Annotated in this window: 21 protein-coding genes; 13 read left to right on the top strand and 8 right to left on the bottom strand. The window is 42.8% G+C overall.

Annotated elements, in window-relative coordinates:
• The first annotated feature begins 85 nt into the window (after nt 1-85).
• The 5 genes from tsaD to G460_RS0107365 are packed head-to-tail and all read left to right on the top strand — an operon-like array spanning nt 86 to nt 3,325.
• Nucleotides 86-1,099 (top strand): tRNA (adenosine(37)-N6)-threonylcarbamoyltransferase complex transferase subunit TsaD, encoded by a 1,014-nt coding sequence (gene tsaD, locus G460_RS0107385; RefSeq protein WP_026954752.1) that lies wholly within the window; start codon nt 86-88, stop codon nt 1,097-1,099.
• Between the two features lies 1 nt (nt 1,100).
• Nucleotides 1,101-1,571: an SsrA-binding protein SmpB gene (smpB, locus tag G460_RS0107380; protein ID WP_026954751.1), complete on the top strand. Its 471-nt coding sequence runs from the start codon at nt 1,101-1,103 to the stop codon at nt 1,569-1,571.
• Entirely contained in the window at nt 1,534-2,331 is a 798-nt protein-coding gene (locus tag G460_RS22630; protein WP_157366884.1) for a hypothetical protein, read from the top strand. Before smpB ends, G460_RS22630 begins: the two co-directional genes overlap by 38 nt.
• 4 nt (nt 2,332-2,335) lie before the next feature.
• Nucleotides 2,336-2,848 (top strand): HNH endonuclease, encoded by a 513-nt coding sequence (locus tag G460_RS0107370; RefSeq protein WP_026954750.1) that lies wholly within the window; start codon nt 2,336-2,338, stop codon nt 2,846-2,848.
• A gap of 39 nt (nt 2,849-2,887) precedes the next feature.
• Entirely contained in the window at nt 2,888-3,325 is a 438-nt protein-coding gene (locus G460_RS0107365; protein ID WP_026954749.1) for a lipocalin-like domain-containing protein, read from the top strand.
• A gap of 55 nt (nt 3,326-3,380) precedes the next feature.
• Here G460_RS0107365 and G460_RS0107360 read toward each other — a convergent pair whose 3' ends face one another.
• Nucleotides 3,381-3,989, bottom strand: coding sequence for a ribonuclease HII (locus tag G460_RS0107360; protein ID WP_035464201.1), 609 nt, complete (start codon nt 3,987-3,989; stop codon nt 3,381-3,383).
• Nucleotides 3,958-6,633 carry an MGH1-like glycoside hydrolase domain-containing protein gene (locus G460_RS0107355; RefSeq protein WP_026954748.1) on the bottom strand — a complete coding sequence of 892 codons (2,676 nt, stop codon included), beginning with the start codon at nt 6,631-6,633 and terminating at the stop codon, nt 3,958-3,960. The genes G460_RS0107360 and G460_RS0107355 overlap by 32 nt, the downstream gene beginning before the upstream one ends.
• 198 nt (nt 6,634-6,831) lie before the next feature.
• On the opposite strand from G460_RS0107355, the gene G460_RS0107350 reads away from it, so the two are divergent.
• Genes G460_RS0107350 through G460_RS22625 form a run of 4 tightly spaced genes read left to right on the top strand, consistent with a single transcriptional unit; the run spans nt 6,832 to nt 10,818 of the window.
• Nucleotides 6,832-7,200, top strand: coding sequence for a BlaI/MecI/CopY family transcriptional regulator (locus G460_RS0107350; protein ID WP_026954747.1), 369 nt, complete (start codon nt 6,832-6,834; stop codon nt 7,198-7,200).
• Nucleotides 7,200-9,047, top strand: a complete 1,848-nt coding sequence (locus G460_RS0107345; RefSeq protein WP_026954746.1) for a M56 family metallopeptidase — start codon at nt 7,200-7,202, stop codon at nt 9,045-9,047. The genes G460_RS0107350 and G460_RS0107345 overlap by 1 nt, the downstream gene beginning before the upstream one ends.
• A 30-nt stretch (nt 9,048-9,077) precedes the next feature.
• Complete coding sequence (locus G460_RS0107340; protein ID WP_026954745.1) at nt 9,078-9,473, top strand: hypothetical protein; 396 nt, start codon at nt 9,078-9,080, stop codon at nt 9,471-9,473.
• Nucleotides 9,457-10,818, top strand: coding sequence for a M56 family metallopeptidase (locus G460_RS22625; protein ID WP_026954744.1), 1,362 nt, complete (start codon nt 9,457-9,459; stop codon nt 10,816-10,818). Before G460_RS0107340 ends, G460_RS22625 begins: the two co-directional genes overlap by 17 nt.
• A 2-nt stretch (nt 10,819-10,820) precedes the next feature.
• Here the strand turns inward: G460_RS22625 and G460_RS21595 are convergent, their stop codons facing one another.
• Complete coding sequence (locus G460_RS21595; protein WP_051315959.1) at nt 10,821-11,936, bottom strand: glycosyltransferase family protein; 1,116 nt, start codon at nt 11,934-11,936, stop codon at nt 10,821-10,823.
• Nucleotides 11,933-12,808, bottom strand: a complete 876-nt coding sequence (locus tag G460_RS0107325; protein ID WP_026954743.1) for a UDP-2,3-diacylglucosamine diphosphatase — start codon at nt 12,806-12,808, stop codon at nt 11,933-11,935. Before G460_RS0107325 ends, G460_RS21595 begins: the two co-directional genes overlap by 4 nt.
• A 348-nt stretch (nt 12,809-13,156) precedes the next feature.
• Between G460_RS0107325 and G460_RS0107320 the strand changes: the two genes are divergently transcribed.
• From G460_RS0107320 to G460_RS0107305, 4 genes are all read left to right on the top strand, one after another.
• Complete coding sequence (locus G460_RS0107320; protein ID WP_051315958.1) at nt 13,157-13,567, top strand: DUF3302 domain-containing protein; 411 nt, start codon at nt 13,157-13,159, stop codon at nt 13,565-13,567.
• Between the two features lie 87 nt (nt 13,568-13,654).
• On the top strand, nt 13,655-14,833 hold the full coding sequence (locus G460_RS0107315; protein ID WP_026954741.1) for an HlyD family secretion protein: 1,179 nt from the start codon (nt 13,655-13,657) through the stop codon (nt 14,831-14,833).
• A 4-nt stretch (nt 14,834-14,837) separates the two neighbouring features.
• Entirely contained in the window at nt 14,838-16,244 is a 1,407-nt protein-coding gene (locus G460_RS0107310) for an efflux transporter outer membrane subunit (RefSeq protein ID WP_084421200.1), read from the top strand.
• A 95-nt stretch (nt 16,245-16,339) separates the two neighbouring features.
• On the top strand, nt 16,340-18,814 hold the full coding sequence (locus G460_RS0107305) for a S9 family peptidase (RefSeq protein ID WP_026954739.1): 2,475 nt from the start codon (nt 16,340-16,342) through the stop codon (nt 18,812-18,814).
• Nucleotides 18,815-18,936: 122 nt separating this feature from the next.
• On the opposite strand, the gene G460_RS0107300 is transcribed toward G460_RS0107305, so the two are convergent.
• From G460_RS0107300 to G460_RS0107285, 4 genes are all read right to left on the bottom strand, one after another.
• Nucleotides 18,937-19,428 carry a GyrI-like domain-containing protein gene (locus G460_RS0107300; RefSeq protein WP_026954738.1) on the bottom strand — a complete coding sequence of 164 codons (492 nt, stop codon included), beginning with the start codon at nt 19,426-19,428 and terminating at the stop codon, nt 18,937-18,939.
• A 78-nt stretch (nt 19,429-19,506) separates the two neighbouring features.
• On the bottom strand, nt 19,507-19,884 hold the full coding sequence (locus G460_RS0107295; RefSeq protein ID WP_026954737.1) for a hypothetical protein: 378 nt from the start codon (nt 19,882-19,884) through the stop codon (nt 19,507-19,509).
• A 189-nt stretch (nt 19,885-20,073) separates the two neighbouring features.
• Nucleotides 20,074-20,511: a VOC family protein gene (locus G460_RS0107290; protein WP_026954736.1), complete on the bottom strand. Its 438-nt coding sequence runs from the start codon at nt 20,509-20,511 to the stop codon at nt 20,074-20,076.
• A 124-nt stretch (nt 20,512-20,635) separates the two neighbouring features.
• Nucleotides 20,636-21,628 (bottom strand): hypothetical protein, encoded by a 993-nt coding sequence (locus tag G460_RS0107285; RefSeq protein WP_035464086.1) that lies wholly within the window; start codon nt 21,626-21,628, stop codon nt 20,636-20,638.
• Between the last annotated feature and the right edge of the window lie 30 nt (nt 21,629-21,658).

The raw sequence follows: 21,658 nt of genomic DNA, 5'->3' as shown, positions 1-21,658 counted from the left end.
AATGAGATCAACAAAGAGAAGACAACCCAAAGGAGTATTCGAAAGGCTTTGTGTAAAAAATCCGTAACTTTCGTGTTCTTTTCCAATGGATACTAAAGATATTTCTATACTAGCAATCGAGTCCTCGTGTGACGAAACCTCTGCCTCTCTTATCTTAAATGGCAAAGTACTTAATAATATTGTGGCCACACAATCAGTCCACGAAAAATATGGGGGGGTAGTTCCCGAATTGGCATCCCGAGCCCACCAGGAAAATATCATTCCTGTCGTGCATGAGGCATTGGCCAGTTCCGGCCTGGCTCTTTCAGATTTGAGTGCAATTGCATTTACCAGAGGTCCCGGATTGATGGGCGCACTCTTGGTAGGGGTGAGTTTTGCCAAGTCTCTGGCATATTCACTTTCTGTTCCTCTGATCGAGGTGAATCACATGCAGGCACATGTTTTGGCGCATTTTATCGAAGATCCAAAACCTCAATTTCCATTCATCTGCCTGACTGTCAGTGGAGGGCATACGCAGTTGGTTTTGGTGAAAAGTCCTTTGGAAATGGAAGTGATAGGAGAGACTCGGGATGATGCCGTGGGGGAAGCATTTGATAAGACAGCCAAACTACTTGGCTTACCTTATCCTGGTGGGCCCCTGATTGACAAGTATGCAAAGGAAGGAAATCCGAAAGCGTTTCAATTTCCCATTACAAGAATGCCTGAATTGGATTATTCATTCAGTGGAATCAAAACAGCCGTTTTATATTTTCTGCGAGATCAGATTCAGAATCAGCCGGATTTTATTAAGGAAAACATGGCAGATTTGTGTGCTTCGATACAGTATAGCCTGATCGAGATGCTTCTGATCAAATTGAAATTGGCGGTGAAGCAGTATGGAGTGAAGGAGGTCGCGATTGCCGGTGGAGTTTCTGCCAATTCTGGCTTGAGGGACACGCTAAGTGATTTGGCTAAAAAGAGAGGTTGGAACCTGTACATTCCCAAATTCGAATACTGTACAGACAATGCAGCGATGATCGCAATGGCTGCGCATTTTAAATATCAAGAGGGAGAATTTGCATCTATGGATGTGACACCTTTGGCAAAAATGAAGATTTAGTATGGCTAGCAAAGTCAATAAGTTTGATAAAATCATCAATATCAAGAATAAGAAGGCAAGCTTTCAGTTTGAATTTATAGACACCTACACTGCCGGAATGGTGCTGAAAGGCACGGAGATCAAATCTATCCGTGAAGGAAAAGTGTCTCTGACTGAATCTTTTTGTGTTTTTTTAGATGGGGAGCTCTTTGTGAGACAAATGCACATCGCGCCTTATACCATGGCAGCGAGCTATAATCATGAGCCTGTGAGAGATAGAAAATTACTTTTGAGCAAGAGAGAACTCGAAAAACTGCAAACTAAGTCGCAGGAAAAAGGTCTAACTATCATTCCGGTTCGTATATTTATCAATGACCGAGGGATGGCCAAAATGGAAATAGCCCTAGGTCGAGGAAAGAAATTCCATGATAAGAGACAGGATCTGAAGGAAAAAGATGCCAAAAGAGAACTCCAGCGAATGGCCCTTAAATGATGTATTCGGCATCTGCCGACAAACCATTCTTCCAGTCTACAGGAAGCCATCTGTAGACTCTGCTTTGTTGACTCAGTTGCTTTTCGGCGAATGCTATCAAGTGAGGGCTGTAACCAGCGATAGAACTTGGTATCGAATTTTTCATGAGGACTCCAAAATGGGTGGTTGGATATCCTCCAAGTCACTCAAAGAAATCCCACAACAGGATTATGAGACGTTTTTGAGTCAGGATTTTCAGGTCGTCACCAGTCCCATAGCGGCCATCGAATATATGGGGACTAATCTTTACCTTTTGCCGGGCAGCAGACTTCATTTTTCAGATTTGGAGCTTTTCAACTGGCAAGATCATGTCGGATTTACGGGGAGCACACGAAGTCATGCAGTAAGAGCAGGGAGAGATCAGCTTATAGAAATCGCCGTCAAATACATCAATGCTCCTTGGCAAGCAGGAGGCAGAAGTATTTTTGGGTTAGACGAACATTTGGGCTTTTCATTGATTTATTCCATTGGAGGCTATGTCTGGGATTCCATGCATCTTCCCGGTAAAGTCATATCCAGTGGAGAGGCACTTCCGGGAGATTTGTTTATTTTAAAGGACGAAGTGGCTGGAAGTGATCACTTTGCTATCTATCTTGGGATGGAAGAAGTGCTCTGGATGGATCACAAGATGAGAGTTTCTGATACTGAAGAGTGGATGTCTTCATTTCAAAGCAAACAAACTGCGGATATGGGCTTACAGGCTAGGTCCGTTTTTATATAAGTCTATGGAAAAGCGAGTGTTGGTATTGAATATGGATCACTCGCCGATAGCAGTGGTGTCGGCCCAAAAGGCTATTGTCCTTACTTTATTAGAAAAGGCAAATGTCTTGACTACCTATGACTTATTAGAAATCAGGACTGTCAGCCGGTCTTTTTCTTACCCGGCAGTTATTCGTCTCAATGAATACAAAAGCATCCCATACCGTGGAGTATTGCTGAATAGGCTGAATGTGTTCAGAAGAGATAATGGAGAGTGTCAATATTGCGGGAGCAAGAAGCAGCTGACCATCGACCATGTCACTCCCAAATCTAAAGGCGGTAAATCCAGCTGGACCAATTTGGTGACTGCCTGCAATCGCTGCAATGTGAGCAAGGGGGACAAAACTCCAGAGCAGGCAGGAATGCTATTGCGAATCAGGCCATTCAAACCTTCCTTATCTTATTTTTTGGCAGAATACGCCGAGAGACAGGCCTCAGAATGGCTTCCTTTCCTCCATGTAAAAGTGGTAGAATCCTGATTTTCAGTTTTTGGCAAAATAATTGCGAGTTAGGCTGGCATGAATCTATTCAGCGCTCCAGTACTCTTGCTTGCATTCTTATTGAATGGCAACCCTATCCAACTTCAAGAGCTTTTCGGTAAATGGCAATTGGTCTATTTTGATGGAATAGACCGCATCAGAAAGTCTCCTCAATTTAAAGATGCGGATTCGGCGACTCTGGCCAATATGGAATACAGGATCAAATATCGGCTAGAAAGCACCGTGTATCAGTTTGTGGAGGGAGACTCCTTGAAGTTTACAGATTTTGAGAATCAGCAGCTGGTACAGAAAAAAGCAAAAATCGAATTGAGCGAAGATAATGTGTTGACGATTTTTGATGGGAAAGAGGTTAGACAGGCCAAGATTGTGGAGTTTGATAGTGAGAAACTTGTATTGCAGCCTATAAGCGAGCGTCAGGGAGCTGGAAAATTGGTTTTCGAGCGTAAAAAAGACTAAGTAGTAGTAATCAATCACCCATTGAGCTACCGAGCTATCCCCAAGGGATGGCTTTTTATTTGAAGTCCAGCATGATTTGCTTGGGAAGAAGCTGAAAACTACTCCTATGCCAGCTTGTCTTTCCAAAAGACTCCAGACCAGCCCGATGGATTTTGGTCGGGTAGCCGGCATTGGTCTCCCAGCCGTAGTGCGGGAAGTCTAAGGCCAAATCTTCCATCAATTTGTCCCGATAGACTTTGGCCAAAATGGATGCTGCAGCGATACTCGCAAATTTTCCATCGCCTTTGATCACACAGGTATGGGGGAGAGTCAGATCTGATTTCCAGCGATTGCCATCGATCAGAAGATGCTCAGGTTGGATTTTAAGCAAGAGAACTGCCCTTTTCATTGCTAGAAAAGATGCATTGAGAATATTGATCTGATCGATCTCCGCTACGCTGGCTTCACCGATAGCCCAAGCGAGGGAAGCTTCTTTGATTTCTTCTACCAGTTCTTCCCGCTGAGATTTTTTGAGTTTTTTGGAGTCATTGATCCAAGGGTTTGCGTAGTCATTGGGTAGAATGACTGAAGCAGCCACTACAGGTCCTGCCAGGCAGCCTCTTCCGACTTCATCGCAGCCCGCTTCCAGACGATCAGCTTCTAAATAAGGTAGCAGAGTTGGCATGAGTATGTGGTTTTTTCTCTTTGTAAAATTTGTGGATCATCTCGGCAACCAGTCCCGTCCATCCTGTCTGATGGGAGGCTCCTAGTCCCTTACCGGAGTCACCATGGAAATATTCATAAAATAGAATGTAGTCCTTGAAATGAGGGTCTTTTTGGAGCTTTTCGTGCTTACCCTGAAACGGTCTATTCCCCTCTTCATCCCTCATAAAAATCTTCATGCATCGAAGAGAGAGCTCTCTAGCTATGACGTCCATGGTCATGTATTTGCCAGAGCCTGTGGGGTATTCTATGCTGAAATCACCACCATAATAGAAATCAAACTTTTTCAGTGATTCTATGATCAAATAATTGATTGGAAACCAGATCGGGCCCCGCCAGTTGGAGTTGCCACCAAACATCTGCGTATCGGCTTCTCCCGGAGTATATTTGATCGAAAATTGATCTCCGTTGATTTTGGTGGAGTAGGGGTTGGATTCATGGAATTTGGACAGTGAACGAATCCCAAAATCACTCAAAAACTCATCCGAATCGAGCATTTTGTAGAGGACACTTTTCATTCGATGCCCTCTCAAAAGGGAGAAAAGCCTTCTTTTTTCATAGCCGGGCTGATTCCAACTGGAAACTAGCGCTGCAAGTTTTGGTTTTTCGCGAAGGAAAAAATCCAGTCTTTTCTTGAATTCTGGGAGTTGATTGAAGAGCTCTTCGCGAACTGGCTCCACCGCAAAAAGTGGAATCAAGCCTACGATGGACCTTACTTTCATTTTCTTAGACTCTTTTCCAGGTACATGGAATACATCGTAGAAGAAATTGTCCGTGTCATCCCATAGGGAAATCTGTTCCTTGGAAATATTGCTCATCGCACCGGCGATGTAGAGGAAATGCTCCAGGAATTTGGTCGCAGTAAACTGATAAACTTTGTTGAATTCGCAGAGATCGAGTGAAACCCGTAGCATGTTGAGGCAAAACATGGCCATCCAGGAGGTGGCGTCTGCTTGCTCTAATTTACCCTGGTAGTATTGGGCATGGCTCCTGTCAAAAATGGAAATATTGTCCAAACCAAGGAAGCCACCTTCGAAGATGTTTTTACCGTCGGAGTCTTTTTGATTGACCCACCAAGTAAAGTTGAGCATCAGCTTGTGCATCGCTCTCTCCAAAAATTCCTGATCTCCTTTGCCTCCATTGGCTTTTTTGTCGATCTGATAGACCCGCTGCACCGCATAGGCATGGACAGGAGGGTTCACATCAGAGAAATTCCACTCGTAGGCAGGGATCTGCCCGTTGGGATGCATGTACCATTCATTGAGGAGAAGTACCAGTTGATTTTTGGCAAACTCCGGATCTATCCTCGCAATAGGAATGCAGTGGAATGCCAGATCCCAAGCTGCATACCAAGGATATTCCCATTTGTCTGGCATGGAGATGATGTCATAGTTTTGAAGATGTCTCCATTGATGATTTCTTCCTTTTTTGCGCTCTACTGGTGGGACATAGCGCCCCGGATCCCCTTCTAGCCATCGCTCCACATCGTAATAGTAAAACTGCTTGGACCACATCATGCCGGCATAGGCCTGTCTCTGGATTGATTTCAGATCAATATCTGTCACTCGGTCTTGGAGCTCATCATAGAATTCGTCCGCTTCCTGCTTGCGTTGGGTAAGGCAACTTTCGCAGATCTCCAGTGGATTGTCATCGAGCTGATGTTGCATCCGTAGGGTGATTTCGGCTTTTTCCCCAGCGCCGATTTCCAATTTGTAAATGGCCGCAGCCTTGGTACCTGTGAAAGCAGGGTTAAGTTTGGAGTCGTCCCCGTAGATCAGAAAATCATTGATTCCATCTTTGAGGTAGTTTTTTTCATTGGGAATCCCATAGAGTCTTTCCCGGTTGGTTTCATTGTCACAAAATCGGATATCAGGCAGACCATCGAAGGTAATGGAGTAGTTGCCTGATTTGGGATTGAAAGCCTTGATTTGGTTGGATCTCACCAGGCTGATTTTAGGTAGAAAAGGTTCGTGTCCTGTAAACCATGTTTTTCTAAACCAAAATGTCGGCATCACCCAAATTGGTGCTTTTTCAGGGCCTCGATTGTGAATGGTCACTTTGGCCACGATGTCTTCGGCATCCTGCTTTGCATACTCGATGAATATGTCAAAGTATTTGTCTTGATCAAAGATGCCTGTATCGATGAGTTCAAACTCAGTCTCCAGCTTGCCTCTTTTCTGACTTTCGTCGATCAGCCGCTGATAGGGAAACTCTTCCTGAGGATACTTATAGAGCATCTTCATGTAGGAGTGAGTGGGAGTGGAGTCGAGGTAATAATAAATCTCCTTGACATCTTCCCCGTGATTTCCTTGGTTTCCGGTCAAGCCAAAAAGCCTTTCTTTGATCAAAGGATCTTTACCATTCCAGAAAGCCCAGGCAAGACAGAGTTTTTGCTTGTAGTCTGAGATGCCTCCTATACCCTCTTCTCCCCATCGATAGGCTTTGCTACGGGCATCATCGTGAGTCACATTTTCCCAAGCGGCTCCATCCGGACTGTAATCCTCCCGCACGGTACCCCATTGTCTTTCTGTCAGATAGGGTCCCCACTTTTTCCAGTGTTTTTTGAAGTCCCGGTCTTCTTGTAATCGTATATGTTCGGCTAACATAGGTTCAGTTTTGAGCAGTAGTGAAAATAAACTATTTCCAAGACTAAATCCCAAATTACGTATTTCTCCGGATCGGGATCAATTCAAAATCATGGGAAGGTATTTTTTGAACTAAATCAAAAAAGGAAATGAAAATTCACTGTTCTACACTTGTAGAATTAAAACATTGTTCTACATTTGTAGAAAACCTGTTGATTTATGAAACTGTCTAAAACTGAGGAAGAACTGATGAATCATCTCTGGAGACTTCAAAAGGCCTTTCAAAAGGAACTTTTGGAGCTGTACCCAGATCCAAAGCCTGCAGCTACTACGATTTCTACTTTACTGAAAAGGATGCAGGAGAAAAATTTTGTGTCTTACGAGACGGTTGGAAATATGAGACAATATTTTCCTTTGATCAGTAAAGAGAATTATTTCTCCAAGCATATCAATGGGTTGATCAAGAATTTTTTCAATGATTCTCCCGGTCAGTTTGCCTCCTTTTTTACCAAAAAAACAGACCTGACCAAAGAAGAATTGGAAGAATTGAAGTCACTCATTGAAGAAAAACTAGATCAAAAAAGCTGATGGAATATGTATTGAAATCCATGATTTGTCTATTGGTCTTGCTGACCATCCATAGACTGTGGCTACAGAGTGAGGTGTTCTATCGCTTCAATAGATTTTTCCTTCTGGGAGCTGTTGTCTTTTCCTTTTGGATCCCGAGCTATACCATTCAAAAGGTGGAGATGGTAGAAGAGAAAGTGGTAGCAGATGCATCGGCAGACAGAATGGAGTCGGAGCCTATCATTGCTTTGGGCAATGTGTCGGTTCAGCCGGTTTCTCCCATTATGACATCGTCTGAATTTCCTTGGGAAACAGTGATGTGGAGTCTATACGGCTTGATTTCGTTGATTTTTTTGATTCGCTTCTTGAGAAATATCAGTATCCTCTACAATCAAATCCAGCAAAATCTACGCGTGACTTATCGAGGCCAAACTTTGGTTTTGCTGTCTGAGCGAGTGGTTCCTTTTACATTCTTCCGTTACATTTTTGTCAATCGTCAGGAATTTGAAAAAGACGAGCTTTCGGACGCTGTATTGGAGCATGAACTTGCACATGTACAAGGAAAACATAGCTGGGATATCTTATTTATTGAGTTGCTGTTGGTGCCGTTTTGGTTTCATCCGGGGCTGTACTGGGCCAAGCAGAGTATTCAGCTCAATCACGAATTTATAGCAGATCAATCGGCTCTCAAAAAGTGGCCTCTTCACAGGTATCAGCAGGAGTTGCTTCAATTTGCCGCTGGCAAATCAGCCAATGGATTGGTCAGCAATTTGAATTTTTCTTTAACCAAAAAACGTCTTGAAATGATGAAAAAGCAATCCAAACCGGCTATTCGAGCCATCAAGCTTCTGGTGCTTTTACCTATGATCGGCTTGGTGATTTATGGCTTTAGTGAGAAGGAGGTACAAACCGACACTTCAATAGTAAAAGGTACGGACAATTCTAGGCCTCTTTTTAAAATCCATGGGGATTCGACATTCGATTTTGAAGGTAAAATTTTTTCTTTTGGACAGTTGGAGAATGTTTTGACTGAGAATAGAGAAGAGGTTAGACTTGTGGTTGGTCCTGGAACTTCCATGGAGGTCGTGTATCAGTTGGAGAAAATGCTGGAGGGCTTAGATGTCAAGAAAATAGAGTACGTTGAGGTAGATGATAGTAATGAAAAGAAAACAGTGCAAAAAATGAGTTCTCCTCAAGTGCAAACAAGGCTCATTTCAGATCAGGAATATTATGAAAATGCTTATTTTCTAATTGAGGATAGTCAAATGCATTATACTCATAAGACATATTCACAATTGACAGAAAAGCAAAAGGGAGAACTGATCAGGCCTCAATTTAAGGGCGCTGAAAAGATGTCTCCGTCGATAGACTTATTTGAAAAATTTAAAGACCACACTCAATATGCAGTTTGGGTTGATGATATAGTGGTGCAAAATGCAGAATTGGACAAATATCGAGCGGAGGATTTTTATGGCTTTTTTGATTCATATGTTTATCCTAATGCACGATCCAAAAGATTTCCTCAAGAACATCAAGTGAAACTGTATCGGAAAGACCTCTATTTGAAGTTATTCGGCCCGGATGCTGAGATGTTTCAACCGTTGAGTAGAGCTGATACTATTACATTGACAGAGCGAAGAGTAACTTGGCATAAGGATATTCAAAACTATCCAGATCGCACTACTCGATATTTACAGATCTATGCTAACTATGAAAAGTTGCTTGAGATTGATTTAAAATCTGATAAGGATAAAATGAAGTTGGGTGAGGTTTATCAGCAATTGAAAGAAATGTATTTTTCTTCTAATCCAAATTGGCAAAAGAGAGTGAAAAAGCCAGTACCTCCTCAGGGGAACTCGGAAGCTTAGAGTGAATTTTAATCTAGATCAAAAAAGCTGATGGAATATTTATTGAAATCCATGATTTGTCTACTGGTCTTGCTGACCATCCATAGACTGTGGCTACAAAGTGAGGTGTTTTACCAATTCAATAGATTTTTCCTTCTGGGAGCTGTTGTCTTTTCCTTTTGGATCCCGAGCTATGCCATTCAAAGGGTGGAGATGGTAGAAGAGAAAGTGGTAGCAGATGCATCGGCAGACAGAATGGAGTCGGAGCCTATCTTTGCTTTGGGCAGTGTGTCGGATCAGCCGAGTACTCCCATTGTGACATCGTCGCAATTTCCTTGGGAAACAGTGATGTGGAGTCTATACGGCTTGATTTCGTTGATTTTTTTGATTCGCTTCTTTGTTTTAAGGGGTGACTTATCGAGGCCAAACTTTGGTTTTGCTGTCTGAGCAAGTGGTTCCTTTTACATTCTTCCGTTACATTTTTGTCAATCGTCAGGAATTTGAAAAAGAGGAGCTTTCGGACGCTGTATTGGAGCATGAACTTGCACATGTACAAGGAAAACACAGCTGGGATATCCTATTTATTGAGTTGCTGTTGGTGCCGTTCTGGTTTCATCCGGGGCTGTACTGGGCCAAGCAGAGTATTCAGCTCAATCACGAATTTATAGCAGATCAATCGGCTCTCAAAAAGTGGCCTCTTCACAGGTATCAGCAGGAGTTGCTTCAGTTTGCCGCTGGTAAATCAGCCAATGGATTGGTCAGCAATTTGAATTTTTCTTTAACCAAAAAACGTCTTGAAATGATGAAAAAGCAATCCAAACCGGCTATTCGAGCCATCAAGCTTCTGGTGCTTTTACCTATGATCGGCTTGGTGATTTATGGCTTTAGTGAGAAGGAATATGTTCTCGTCGAGAAAAATTCAGGAACAGAGCCTAAGTCCATTGATCACTCAAATGAGCTTAATTTCTATTTGAATAAAGATGGAGGGTTTACGTATGAAGGGAAAGTGTATGAATTGACAGACTTAAAAGATCTTCTCAGAGATTTTGATAACACTATGCTGATCAATCTTTCGGTCGATTCGGGGTTATCGATGGGGAAATTGGCGGATTGTCAGACAGAATTAAGAAAGCTGGATGTGCGAAAAATCAAATATGTAGGCAATTCAGGGATTTGGCCTCCTCGCAATGAACGGATCAATAACCTGACTGAATACTTGAATGACCTTGAGGCTTATAATGAGAAATTGGAAACAGGTGTTCATTTTGTCAAAAAATCTGAATCAGAGCAAGAGGAAATCATGAAGCTGTTCCTAGATCTTGGTGGGAGATATTTTAGGCTTCCTATTGACGATAAAAGAAAAGCAGAAAGGCCAGTTCATCCGTATGCTCCGTATGTGCACCTGGATAAAGATGGGGAGGTGTATTATAAATTACCAAAGGATTTGACTGAAGAAGAAAAAGCTCAATTACCTCCACCACCGCCACCTGCTCAAAAGGGAAATGGAGTCACTTTACTCAAAGTTTATAGAGAACTTTATTATACCTATGAACTGACAAGGAACAATCGAGAGCATTTTATCTATAAATCAAAAGAGGAGAGGGAAGCTATTTTTAATCAATTCAAGAGGGTGGAGTCAGCCTACTTTGGACTGGATCATAACGATAAAATGTTGGTGAAAAGACCTACAAGTCCCCAGACTCCCTATGTCGTCTTAGTGAAAGATGGAAAGGAATTTTTTAAGCTTGCTTCAGAATTGACAGAGGAGGACCGTAAAATGATGGGATGCTAATTTTATCCTACTTCCAACGAAGGGCTTGAAGCACTCCAGTCGATTTCTTCTTTAGCTAGTAGATTTTGAAGAATAAGTCCCCAGGAATTTTGCCAATGACGGAATTCTTGGGGATTTCTTTTTGACTCCATTTTCGAATTTTCCAATAAGCCAAAGTCAAACTCAGTCGCTGTAATGCCGATTTGGGATTTCTCAACCTCCAGCGCATTGCAGGCTTGTTCGTATTGACCTGCGACGGGAATCACAAGAATGGCTTTGCCCAGATACATGGCTTCGCACACCGATTCAAAACCAGCTGTGCAGACCAGTCCTTTGCAGGCAGCCATGTCTTGCAGAAATTTCCGATCATTCACTTGATGAAAAGTCAGGTTGGGACGAATCATTTCCACTTCCTGGGCATCTTTCTTATCCCAATAGGCTTTGATTTCGATGGTGGGATTGTTTTGCGCAAATCGGATGATTTCATCCGCATAGCCGGAATTGACCATGTAGGCCAGGTAAAAATTCTCCTGCTTGATATCCAATTGCTTCAATTCGGGGCGTAGAAGCGGAGGAACTATCCGTGTATTTCCTTCTTGCTCATAAGGTGTAAATGAAAGCGCAAGCCTCTCATCAGCTCCCCAGGCTGTGATTTCAGTGTTTAGCTGAAAGAGACTTTTCTCCAGTTTTCTTCCCTTGGGAAAGCAAAAATCAGAATGAGTGACCAAGTACTGATGGCCGATCACCCAATAATTGGCTTTGGGTCTAAAAACACCATTGTAGAGTCCACCTAGCATATCATAAAAATTCAGAATAACGTCGGGTTGGTGTTTTCTGACTAGCTGATGAATTTCCCAGAGACTTTCCAGAAAAAGCGGTGTTTTGATTAGATTTTTCCGAAAGGTTTTGCTGAGGCTGATTTTTTTTTCATTTGCATCACACTCAAAATTCGGACTCGGTATCCAATGGATCGGAGCTTGAATTTCGCGTTTGAAAAAATCAGGGATCGCTCTACGTTTGCTTTTTCCTAGTACCACAGAGCACAGCTGATGTCCCTGAGTTCTGAGCAATTTGGAGAAAGCGATTGCCTGAGTCATATGACCCCGTCCTTCTCCCTGTACGATGAATAGAAATTTCATTGTCGATATGCTGGTGGGTCGATCAGATCATCTTTGGTCTGATCAAAAGAAACCTGTCTCAATGGGAATATTCCAGGATTTTTGATTCCAATTTCCTCTGTGGAGTGAAACTGCGTATCTCTGATCTCTTTGAAATCTATCTCATTGTAGTAAATCAACTGCCAGTTGCCTTCGTGATCTTCGGCAAGCGCAGACATGGTTTCCACCCAGTCTCCGGAGTTGAGGTAGTGGACGCCATCGATTTCTCGGTTTTCGGCTTTGTGAATATGGCCACAGATGATGCCGTCACAGCCTTTTGATTTGGCCATTTTCGCGAGTTCTTCTTCGTATTGGTCGATGTAGGATACCGCTGATTTGACTTTTCCTTTGACATACTGCGAAAGGGAAAAGTAGGGTAGGCCACGCTTGACCCGGTAGTGATTGACCACACGGTTGAGCCAAAGCAAGAAGGTGTATCCCATATCTCCCAGATAGGCAATCCATCTCAGATTAGTGGTGATGCTATCAAAAACATCCCCATGGGTGATGAAGTACTTTTTGCCCTGACTTTCGTAGATCATATCATTCTGAATGGACAGATTGCCGATCTGAAGAGGAAGAATTTGATCGAGGAAATCGTCATGATTGCCACGGAGGTAGTATACCTGGGTTTTGTGGTTCTCGATCATTTTTAGGATTCGATTGAAAAAGCGGGTGTGCTTTCTTTTCCAACTTCCTGATTTTTTCAGTTGCCAGCCGTCAATGATGTCTCCGTTGAGGATCAGATTTTCGCATCGGTATTGTTTGAGAAATCGGACCACTTCTTTGGCTTTGGAGCCTTTGGTTCCCAAGTGGACATCTGAGATGATGATTGTTTTGAATTGTGTCTTCACTCCATTGGTTTTGATCGAAAGGTATTTTAGGTATATAAATCCATGATGTTTAGTTTGTTAAGGATTTGCTATGATTTCAGAATTTCCTTTGGAGTACATGAAGTTTAAGTTAAGGAAAACGAAAAAGTCTTGCGGTGAGAGGTGGATTAGGGCCAATTTTTAATATTCATAGGGAATATCAAACTAGATCGTAATCAGATACTTAGAATTTACCCACAATATTTTATACCTTAATATGGATTTCAGATTTGACTAGGAGCAAATTCAGGTCTTAAAAGCAGAAAGCTAGTTTTTCATCTTTCCTGAAATCTTCTGAGTATTAGTTTTTTATGATTAACCCTTTTGATTATGAATACTCTTTTGAAAACCAAATCAATTAAAAGTGCCAGATACGCAGTCATGCTGGCTTTGCTTCTGTTGCCATCCCTGATCAGAGCAGAATCATTTGAGGATACTATGGCGGGAGCTATCAGTTGGGTAGCGATTATTGTAGGGCCGGTTGTGGTCATTACACTGTTTTTGATGGTACATATCCTACCGGAAAAGATCGCTGAAAAAAAGAATCATCCTCAGGCAGAAGCCATCAAAGCTTTGTGTATTCTTTCTCTCTTCTTTGGTGGACTGCTATGGCCATTGGCATGGCTCTGGACTTACACCAAGCCTGTTTTTTACAAAATGGCCTATGGGACAGACAAAGGAGACTATCATGAGCAGACGATGAAGGACCTACAAGAAGAAAAGACCAATCAAAAAGGTTAAGGTTCTTCATACCAGTTGATGTCTGATTTTGCCTATTTGGTAAAGTAGTGAGTATGTGAAAACACAAATTCTTTTAACTATCGAACTATGGAAATATTACTACTGACAGTTTACTCCATCATAGTATGGTTGATTTTTTTCAAGTTCAAGCTCTTGCCTTGGAATACGATATCTCAGGTGATAGTTTTTACGATTCCGGTGGTGGGGATCGCGATTTTGATATTGCTACTTAATATCATGGCGCCCTCTTCCCATGATGTGAGGGTCATGAACTACAATGTGGAGGTAGTACCTCGGGTGACAGGCCTGGTAGTGGAGGTACCCATCGAGCCCAATCAACATGTCAAAAAAGGTGATGTTTTGTTTCGGATTGATCCGACACCATTTGAACTCAAAGTCAATGCCTTGGAGGCAAGAATCCCGGGCCTGAAGGCAAAGCTAGTCAGTGCCAAAGCATACAATAGAGAGTTGGAGACACAGATAGCGACGGCAAATAGCCAGATCAGAGTGATACAAACCGAAATAGATCTGGCGCAAAAAAGACTGGATCAGAACAAACTATTGGCAGAAAGTGGTGCCGGGTCGCGGTTTGACTATGAGCAGGCCCAGACGAATTTCAATAATCTGACAGCGCAACTCGCAGTCGCTGAATCTCAAAAGTCACAAGTGATTCAAAAACTATCGGCACAGACTGATGCCGGAGAATTGGCAGAAATATCCCAGGCTCGAGCTGATTTGGAGCAGGCCAAAAGTGATCTGGCAATAGCGGAATGGGACCTGGAAAATACTATTTATCGGGCTCCTGCAGATGGGCGTGTCGTCAATCTCCAACTTCGTCCCGGCGCAATGGCTGTGCAGTTTCCGCTGAAGCCTGTGATGACTTTTATAGAAGACGAGCAATGGGTCGTAGCCTTATATCATCAAAATGAGCTGCGCTATGTACAGGAAGGTGATGAGGCTGAAATAGCGCTAAAGACCCATCCCAATAGGATCATTTACTGTGAGGTAGAGCACATAGTCTGGGCCAATGCTCAGGGGCAATTGACAGCGAGTGGAGTGTTGCCGGATACTCAGGTGACAGACTTTCACGAAGGAAGGTTTGCAGTTAGGCTCAAGGTCTCTCCTGAGGAAGAGATTTTTTTGGCACCAGGGGCTGTAGGCCAGGGAGCGATTTATACTGACAAAGGAAAAATCATCCATATCGTCAGAAAGGTGATTTTGAGGGTAGGTACCAAGATGGACTGGCTGGTACTCAAACTACATTGATGCCATGATGAAGCGACAAAATCAGTTTTACAATCTTATGTTGTTGGTGGCAGTCATGTGGCTACTGGATGGATGTAAGGTCAAGGATCCGCCTGACTCGGAAGAGCTACAGGCAGCAGCTTTCGCAAATTTCATTCTTCCTTCTACTTGGAAGATGGCACAGGAAGGACAATCTGATTCCACTGTTTTTAGAGAAAATTGGCTAGAGGAATTTGATGATCCGGTATTGGATACTTTGGTGTTGGAAGCCTTGCAATACAATATCAATCTCCGAGTGGGAGAAACTCGTGTAGCCCAAGCACAGGGCTATGTAGAGATGGCAAGGAGTGCTTTGAGACCAAGTCTGAATATCCTCGGAAGGGAGACTACAAAACTAGGAGGAGATTTCAGTGGCTCAGGCCTCAATGGGGCTATTTTTTCGGCTGCTTGGGAAATTGACATCTGGGGAAAACTCCGAAATGCCCGAAGTGCTCAGGAGGAGGTGTATGAGGCGACTCAATCAGAATATTCCTTTGCAAGACTATCTATTGCGGCAGCGGTGGCTAGAAATTACTATTTGGCTACGGCCCTTCATCTGGAGCGGGAATTGGCTCTGCAAATGTTGGTTTTTTCGGAAACCTTGGTAGATGTGGCACAAAAACGATTTGATGTGGGAGTGGGGACCGAGCGGGATTTGGTGTTGGCACAGGCAAGTATGACTACTCTGGAAGATGGTGTCAAACAGCTTGATTTGGCATATCATAATCAACTGAGAGCGCTTGAGATTCTGTTGGGGAGGTATCCTGGAGCAGAAGTGCAGACAAGAGATAGCCTCATCACACTAGAGAGTGTGATACCAGCGGGCATCCCTCTTCAGATTTTGGAAAGGAGGCCGGATGTTTTGGCTGCCCAGCACCAGTTCAATGCTAGTTTTCACCGCGTGCGCTCGGCAGAAGCGGCCAGACTGCCTCAATTGAGCTTGACAGGAAGTTTAGGTGCGGTTCACAGTCAGGTTTTGGCATTTGTACCCGAATTCTCCAACCCGATTCGGAGTTTGGGCGCCAGTCTCGTAGCTCCGATTTATCAGGGAGGAATGCTCAAGCAAAATGTCATAGTCAAGACAAAGGAGCAGGAAGAAGCCGTCCAAAATTATGCTAAGACGGTTTTGTTGGCAATCGGAGATGTGGAAACAGCGCTGGAGACAGTCAGCAATGTGGATCAGCGAGAGAGTATTCTCAAAGAGTCGGTTGCTCAAAACTATCGGGCATTCGAATTGGAGCAGATTTCTTATGAGGTCGGCAAGTCTGATTTAAGAGATTTGACCATGCAGCAGATGGATTATTTCAACTCTCAGATGGCACTTATTCGAATCCAAACGGAAAAAATCACCCAGAGAATCAACCTGTTTTTGGCATTGGGAGGCTCGATGTAGGGACCTTTAGTGTATCTCGACAGTAAAGCCTTTTACTTAAGCGGTATTTATCCTTGTATCCTCACTTTCTATTTTCGAAAATAAAAAAAGAGGATATGAGGAAAACTTTACTGCTTTCTGGTTTCATGCTTGCAGCTGTTTCAGCTTTTGCACAGGAGCCAGTTTATCAAGGAAATTATGAGCTTGCAGCTCGTTTTTCACCTGAAAAAATGAGAAAGATGGTTTTTTCTACCAGTGTCAATCCGCATTGGATGAAGAAATCCGATCGGTTTTGGTATGAGTATGAAACCAGTGACGGCAAGAGATGGTATGTCGTAGATGCTAGTCGCAAAACCAAAACTGAACTTTTTGACCGAGATAAACTAGCTGCTGAAATCACCAAAGCAGTCAAAGATCCTTATGATGGTCAGCATCTGGATTTGGACGACCTGAAACTTATGGAGGATGAGAATACCATCCGGTTCAAAGTCAAATCCACTGCAGATGTCCTCAAGTCTGACTGGGATGAAATCAAAGAGAAGAACAAGAATGCAAAGGACTCGCTAGAAAAGAAAGTTCACACTTTCCTCTTTGACATCACTACACAAACTCTGACAGAAATCGAAACTGTCAAAGATCCCAAAAGACTCTCTTGGGCTAATATTGCCCCGGATAGCTCTAAAGTAGTCTATACCAAAAATTACAATCTGTATTGGATGGACAAGGAGAATTTTCTCAAGGCTGTCAAGGATGAAAAAGACTCTACAATCGTTGAGAATCAGTTGACGACCGATGGAGAAAAGGACTACGAATATGGCTGGGGAGGCCGTGGAGATGACAATGTGGAGGAAGAGAAAAAGAAAGACGATCGCAAAAGAGTGGGAGTGCTTTGGAGTACTGATTCGGAGCAGTTTGTATTGACCCGATCGGATTCTCGCTCGGTCAAAGACCTCTGGGTGATCCATAATACAAAAGATCCAAGACCGACATTGGAGACCTACAAGTATGCGATGCCAGGCGAAAAAGAGCAGCCAAAATCCGAATTGTTGCATTATTCTTTTGAGTCAGAAAAAATGAATGAGTTACCAGTGGCGACATTTAAAGATCAAACGATCTCTCTTTGGTCCACGACTCCTGCTGCGAATACCCGAGATGATGATTTCAGACCAGCTACTTGGTTAGGTGATGAGGACGAATTCTATTTTGCGTTGACTTCCAGAGATTTGAAAAAAGTAGATGTGGTTCGATGGAATCTATCGACGAATGAAAAGGAAGTTTTGATCGAAGAGCGAAGCAATACCTACATCGATTTGGACAAAATCGAGCTAGTAGGAAATGAAATCATCTGGTGGTCTGAGAGAGATGGCTGGGCACATCTTTACTTGTATGGCAAAGATGGTTCGTTCAAAAGACAATTGACCTCTGGCCCATACCATGTAGGGGGAGTGGCGCGTGTGGATGAGCGAAATAGAAAAGTGTATTTCGTAGCCAATGGCAAAGAAAAAGGTGAAGATCCATACTACGAGCATTTGTATTCTGTCAGTTTGGATGGAGGAGCTGTTAGCTTGCTCAATCAGGGGGACTTTACTCATGACATCGATATCAATGATAATGCGAGCTATTTTGTCAATACCTCTTCGAGAGTAAATACTACGCCTGTATCTACTTTGATGGACAGAAACGGCAATAAAGTGATGGACTTGGAGACTGCTGATCTCAGTCAACTATTTGCCGCAGGGTATCAGTTTCCGGAGCCTTTCCAATTCAAAGCGGATGACGGCATCACGGACCTTTATGGAGTCATGTATTTGCCTTATGATTTTGATTCTACTCGTCAATACCCCATCATCGAATATGTCTATCCTGGACCTCAGACTGAGGCTGTCAACAAGGCATTTGGCAGAAGTTTGGACCGTACAGATCGCTTGGCTCAATTCGGCTTTGTAGTGATTACTTTGGGCAATAGAGGAGGACATCCTGCACGATCAAAGTGGTATCACAACTACGGCTATGGAAATCTCCGTGATTATGGATTGGCTGATAAGAAGGCTGCTATTGAGCAGCTGGCTGATAGATATGATTTTGTGGACAAAAATAAAGTCGGTATACACGGACACTCTGGAGGTGGTTTTATGTCCACCGCAGCTATGTTGGTCTATCCAGATGTGTTCAAAGTAGCCGTGTCTTCTGCAGGAAATCATGAAAACAATATTTACAATCGCTGGTGGTCTGAGAAGCATCATGGAGTCAAAGAGCAGGTTTCGCCAAAAGGTGATACGACCTTTGTCTACCAAATAGAAAAGAACCCTGACCTAGCCAAAAACTTAAAAGGTCATTTGATGCTTTCGACTGGCGATGTGGACAACAATGTCCATCCTGCAAATACCATCCGAATGGCTGAAGCTTTGATCAAGGCGGGCAAGCGTTTTGAATTTGTAATCCTGCCAGGTCAGCGTCATGGCTACGGGGATATGACTGAGTATTTCTTCTGGAAAATGGGAGACTATTTCGTTAGACATCTGTTGGGAGATAATACTCCGCCTCCGGTAGATATGATAGAAATGCAGCGGGACAAGCCGAAGAATAAGTAGGCAGTGAACCGTTTCAGCTTGGAGATCGGAGGAAATTGAAATAAGGCCCAAAAGCTGAAATGAAGTAAGGATCGTTTTAACAATACATGTGGTAGTTGGTACTGGAAGTATAGTATCAACTATCATATTTTTTCTTTGATGGGGATGTAAATATCCTCTTCTGAGTCTGGATCCCCATTTTTATATCTTTCTCCCAAAACCTCGAAATGAGGTCTTTGGTCTAGTTGGTAATCCGAATGAGGGAGCCATTGGGAATAGATCCATTGAAAAATCCGATTGTCTGAAGGCAAACCTTTGTAATGAAAGACAGCATATTGGCCAGCAGGAATAAGCAGCTGATCGAGTCCATCAGGGATCATTTCAAAGCTTTCTACTTCAGTTGCAGCCCATTTTTCAAATTCACGACTTGGGTCAAATTGTATAAAATGCTCGGGTTGATAAATGGCAATAGAAAGTAGGTCGGAGGAAATTCTATGAGGTATATTCTGAACTTTAGGGATAAATTTTACCCATAAATCACTGACCGTAAATCTGGAAAAGCTCATGGTGCAACTGATCCCTACGACTTTCTTGGCTTCAATGGTTTTTATTTCTGGAGGGGAAAATAAAGACATGTATTGGCTTGTGTGTTTCTTCAAAAATTAGCTCCCTTTTATTTAAAGTGAGATTTTCTGTAAAAAAAGGAGATTCACTCAGTGAAGGGGTTTGGTCAAAATGGTAGGGTTTCCAGATTGATCTAGTTCCTTGACCGGGATTCTACTGGATATCATCGGCAAAGGGGTCACTTTCATTTTGAAATCCATCGGTGGAATAGGGTTTCTTTTGAACTTCAAGCCCATTTCGCTGGGCTTTTTTGAGTAGAAAATGGGCGCTTGGAGGAGGTCTCCTTGGCTAAATGGCTTGTCCAAAGTGAATTTTGATTCTCTATCCGTAATAGCTGTACTTGGATTAGGGTGAATAGGAATCCCTAAATTAATATTGTCCTGAAAATTATAGGATCTAAGACTTTGAGAAAAAGCCTGATTGGCAACCCACAAAAAGGCGAAGGCAAGAAAAACTAGGAACTTCATAGTATGTCTCATGGTGTGAAGTTTAAGTTAGTGTCTTATCTGATTGAATACTATGATTTTAACATTCCTTTGGTGTTTTTAAGGACAGACTTAGAATTTCTTGTGCGTAAAAAAGATGGTTTCAAACTAAGAATGACCAAAATCTCAAAGGCTCTGGTCATTCTTACTTTAAGGATTATTGAAGTATTATCATTCCTGAGGCGCATCATATCCCACCATCCAAGCGATGCCAAATTGGTCTACGAGCATGCCGAAATAAGATCCCCAGAAGGTGTCCGCCATAGACATGGACACTTGCCCGCCTTCAGAGAGTGAATTAAAGAATCGGTCTGCATCTGCTTTGCTGTCTGCTGAAACAGAGATGGAGAAATTGTTTCCTACTTGAAAGTTGCTCGCCCATTCTCCTCCGGTATCCGAACCCATGATGCAGGTCTCGGCACTGATTGGGAGCGTGATGTGCATGATTTTGTTGCCGTCTTCTTCAGACATGGGAGGCTGTCCCTCTTGAGGAGGCATTTCATTGAAGCGACCTACATAGGTGAAATCGCCACCGAAAACAGATTTGTAAAAGTTAAAGGCTTCCTCGCAGTTGCCATTGAAAGTCAGATAGATGTTTACAGTTGCCATAGCTAAATTGTGTTTAATGTTATCATTTGAAGTTCCTTTATTTGACTTTCATTTCCTATCGGCGAAAATTATTTCTTCATTAAATGAAGTGAATTGTCACAAAAAGATGGAAAATCTGCATTCTCTAGAATTCAGAAACAGAGTGCACTTGGAATGAGCGCATAGCTTCTCCATCCACGAGCTTGTAGCTGACCTGTCGCATTCCTCCGGAAGGTTTGCCTAGTACATCACCCTCTTTGTAGATCGGAAAGCGCTGCACCAAGTAAGTCTCGACCACAGAAAACTCATCAAAACCCCAATAGCCTTCATTGATTTCTGAATTTTCAGAAGTGGGAGGGAAATAGACTTGACTCATAGACTTCTTGTTGTTGACAGAAAAGGCTAACACTTGTCCGACGCTTTTCTCCGAACTGGTCTTAGAATAAATCAGCAATTCTGGAGAGCCGTCAGAATTCAAATCTTCGACTTCAGCGTTTGTTATTTCATATTTTCCCAAGTCAAAATCCTCTCTGAATTCTTGGGATTCTAGTCCGAAGGTGAATATGGAAAGAGTGTTTTTACCGTCTTTTTTCACTGCCGAAACATTGAATCCCACTCCTTGAAGATTCAAAACGCTCGAGAAAGTAGTAGGGTCCACCTGATCAGGATCTAGTTCACCTTCGATTATTTGGTAAGTTCCGGCTACGGTGGCTCCACCTCCGCAGTAGAAATTGAGCAAGCCGGCATCAGCCTCATCTTGTGGTTTGATGGTTAGACTAGTTTCTGTGAATTCAAAAATGATTTCTTTTCCGTTCAAATTGGCCACATAGAGTCCTTCCTTTCTTTTTGTGGCTTGGGTATCAAAGGTACAAGTCGGTCTTTTCTTGTCCGCTCTGGATCTGACGCTGATGGAAATTTGATTTTCTCCTGTTTGCTTGACTCTGACTCCCACCCAATCATATCCTTCACTTCTTTGCGAATAGCTATCGTCCGCATAGCTGCCGACAAGCGATACTTCAATGTTGGGACTTTGTTCTATTTCGACTTCTTCTACCACGTTTTCAGCAGAAGTATTGGATTTGTTTTCGCAGGAATATAGGATGCCAAGGAAAAAAAGAAGAATCAGAGATCTTTTCATAACTACCGGATTTAGTGAAAAATGGATGTG

The sequence above is a fragment of the Algoriphagus vanfongensis DSM 17529 genome, from assembly GCF_000429465.1.
Taxonomy (GTDB): Bacteria; Bacteroidota; Bacteroidia; order Cytophagales; family Cyclobacteriaceae; genus Algoriphagus; species Algoriphagus vanfongensis.
The sequence above is the reverse complement of the archived record's forward strand: the minus strand, read 5'-3'. Positions and strand labels throughout refer to the sequence as shown.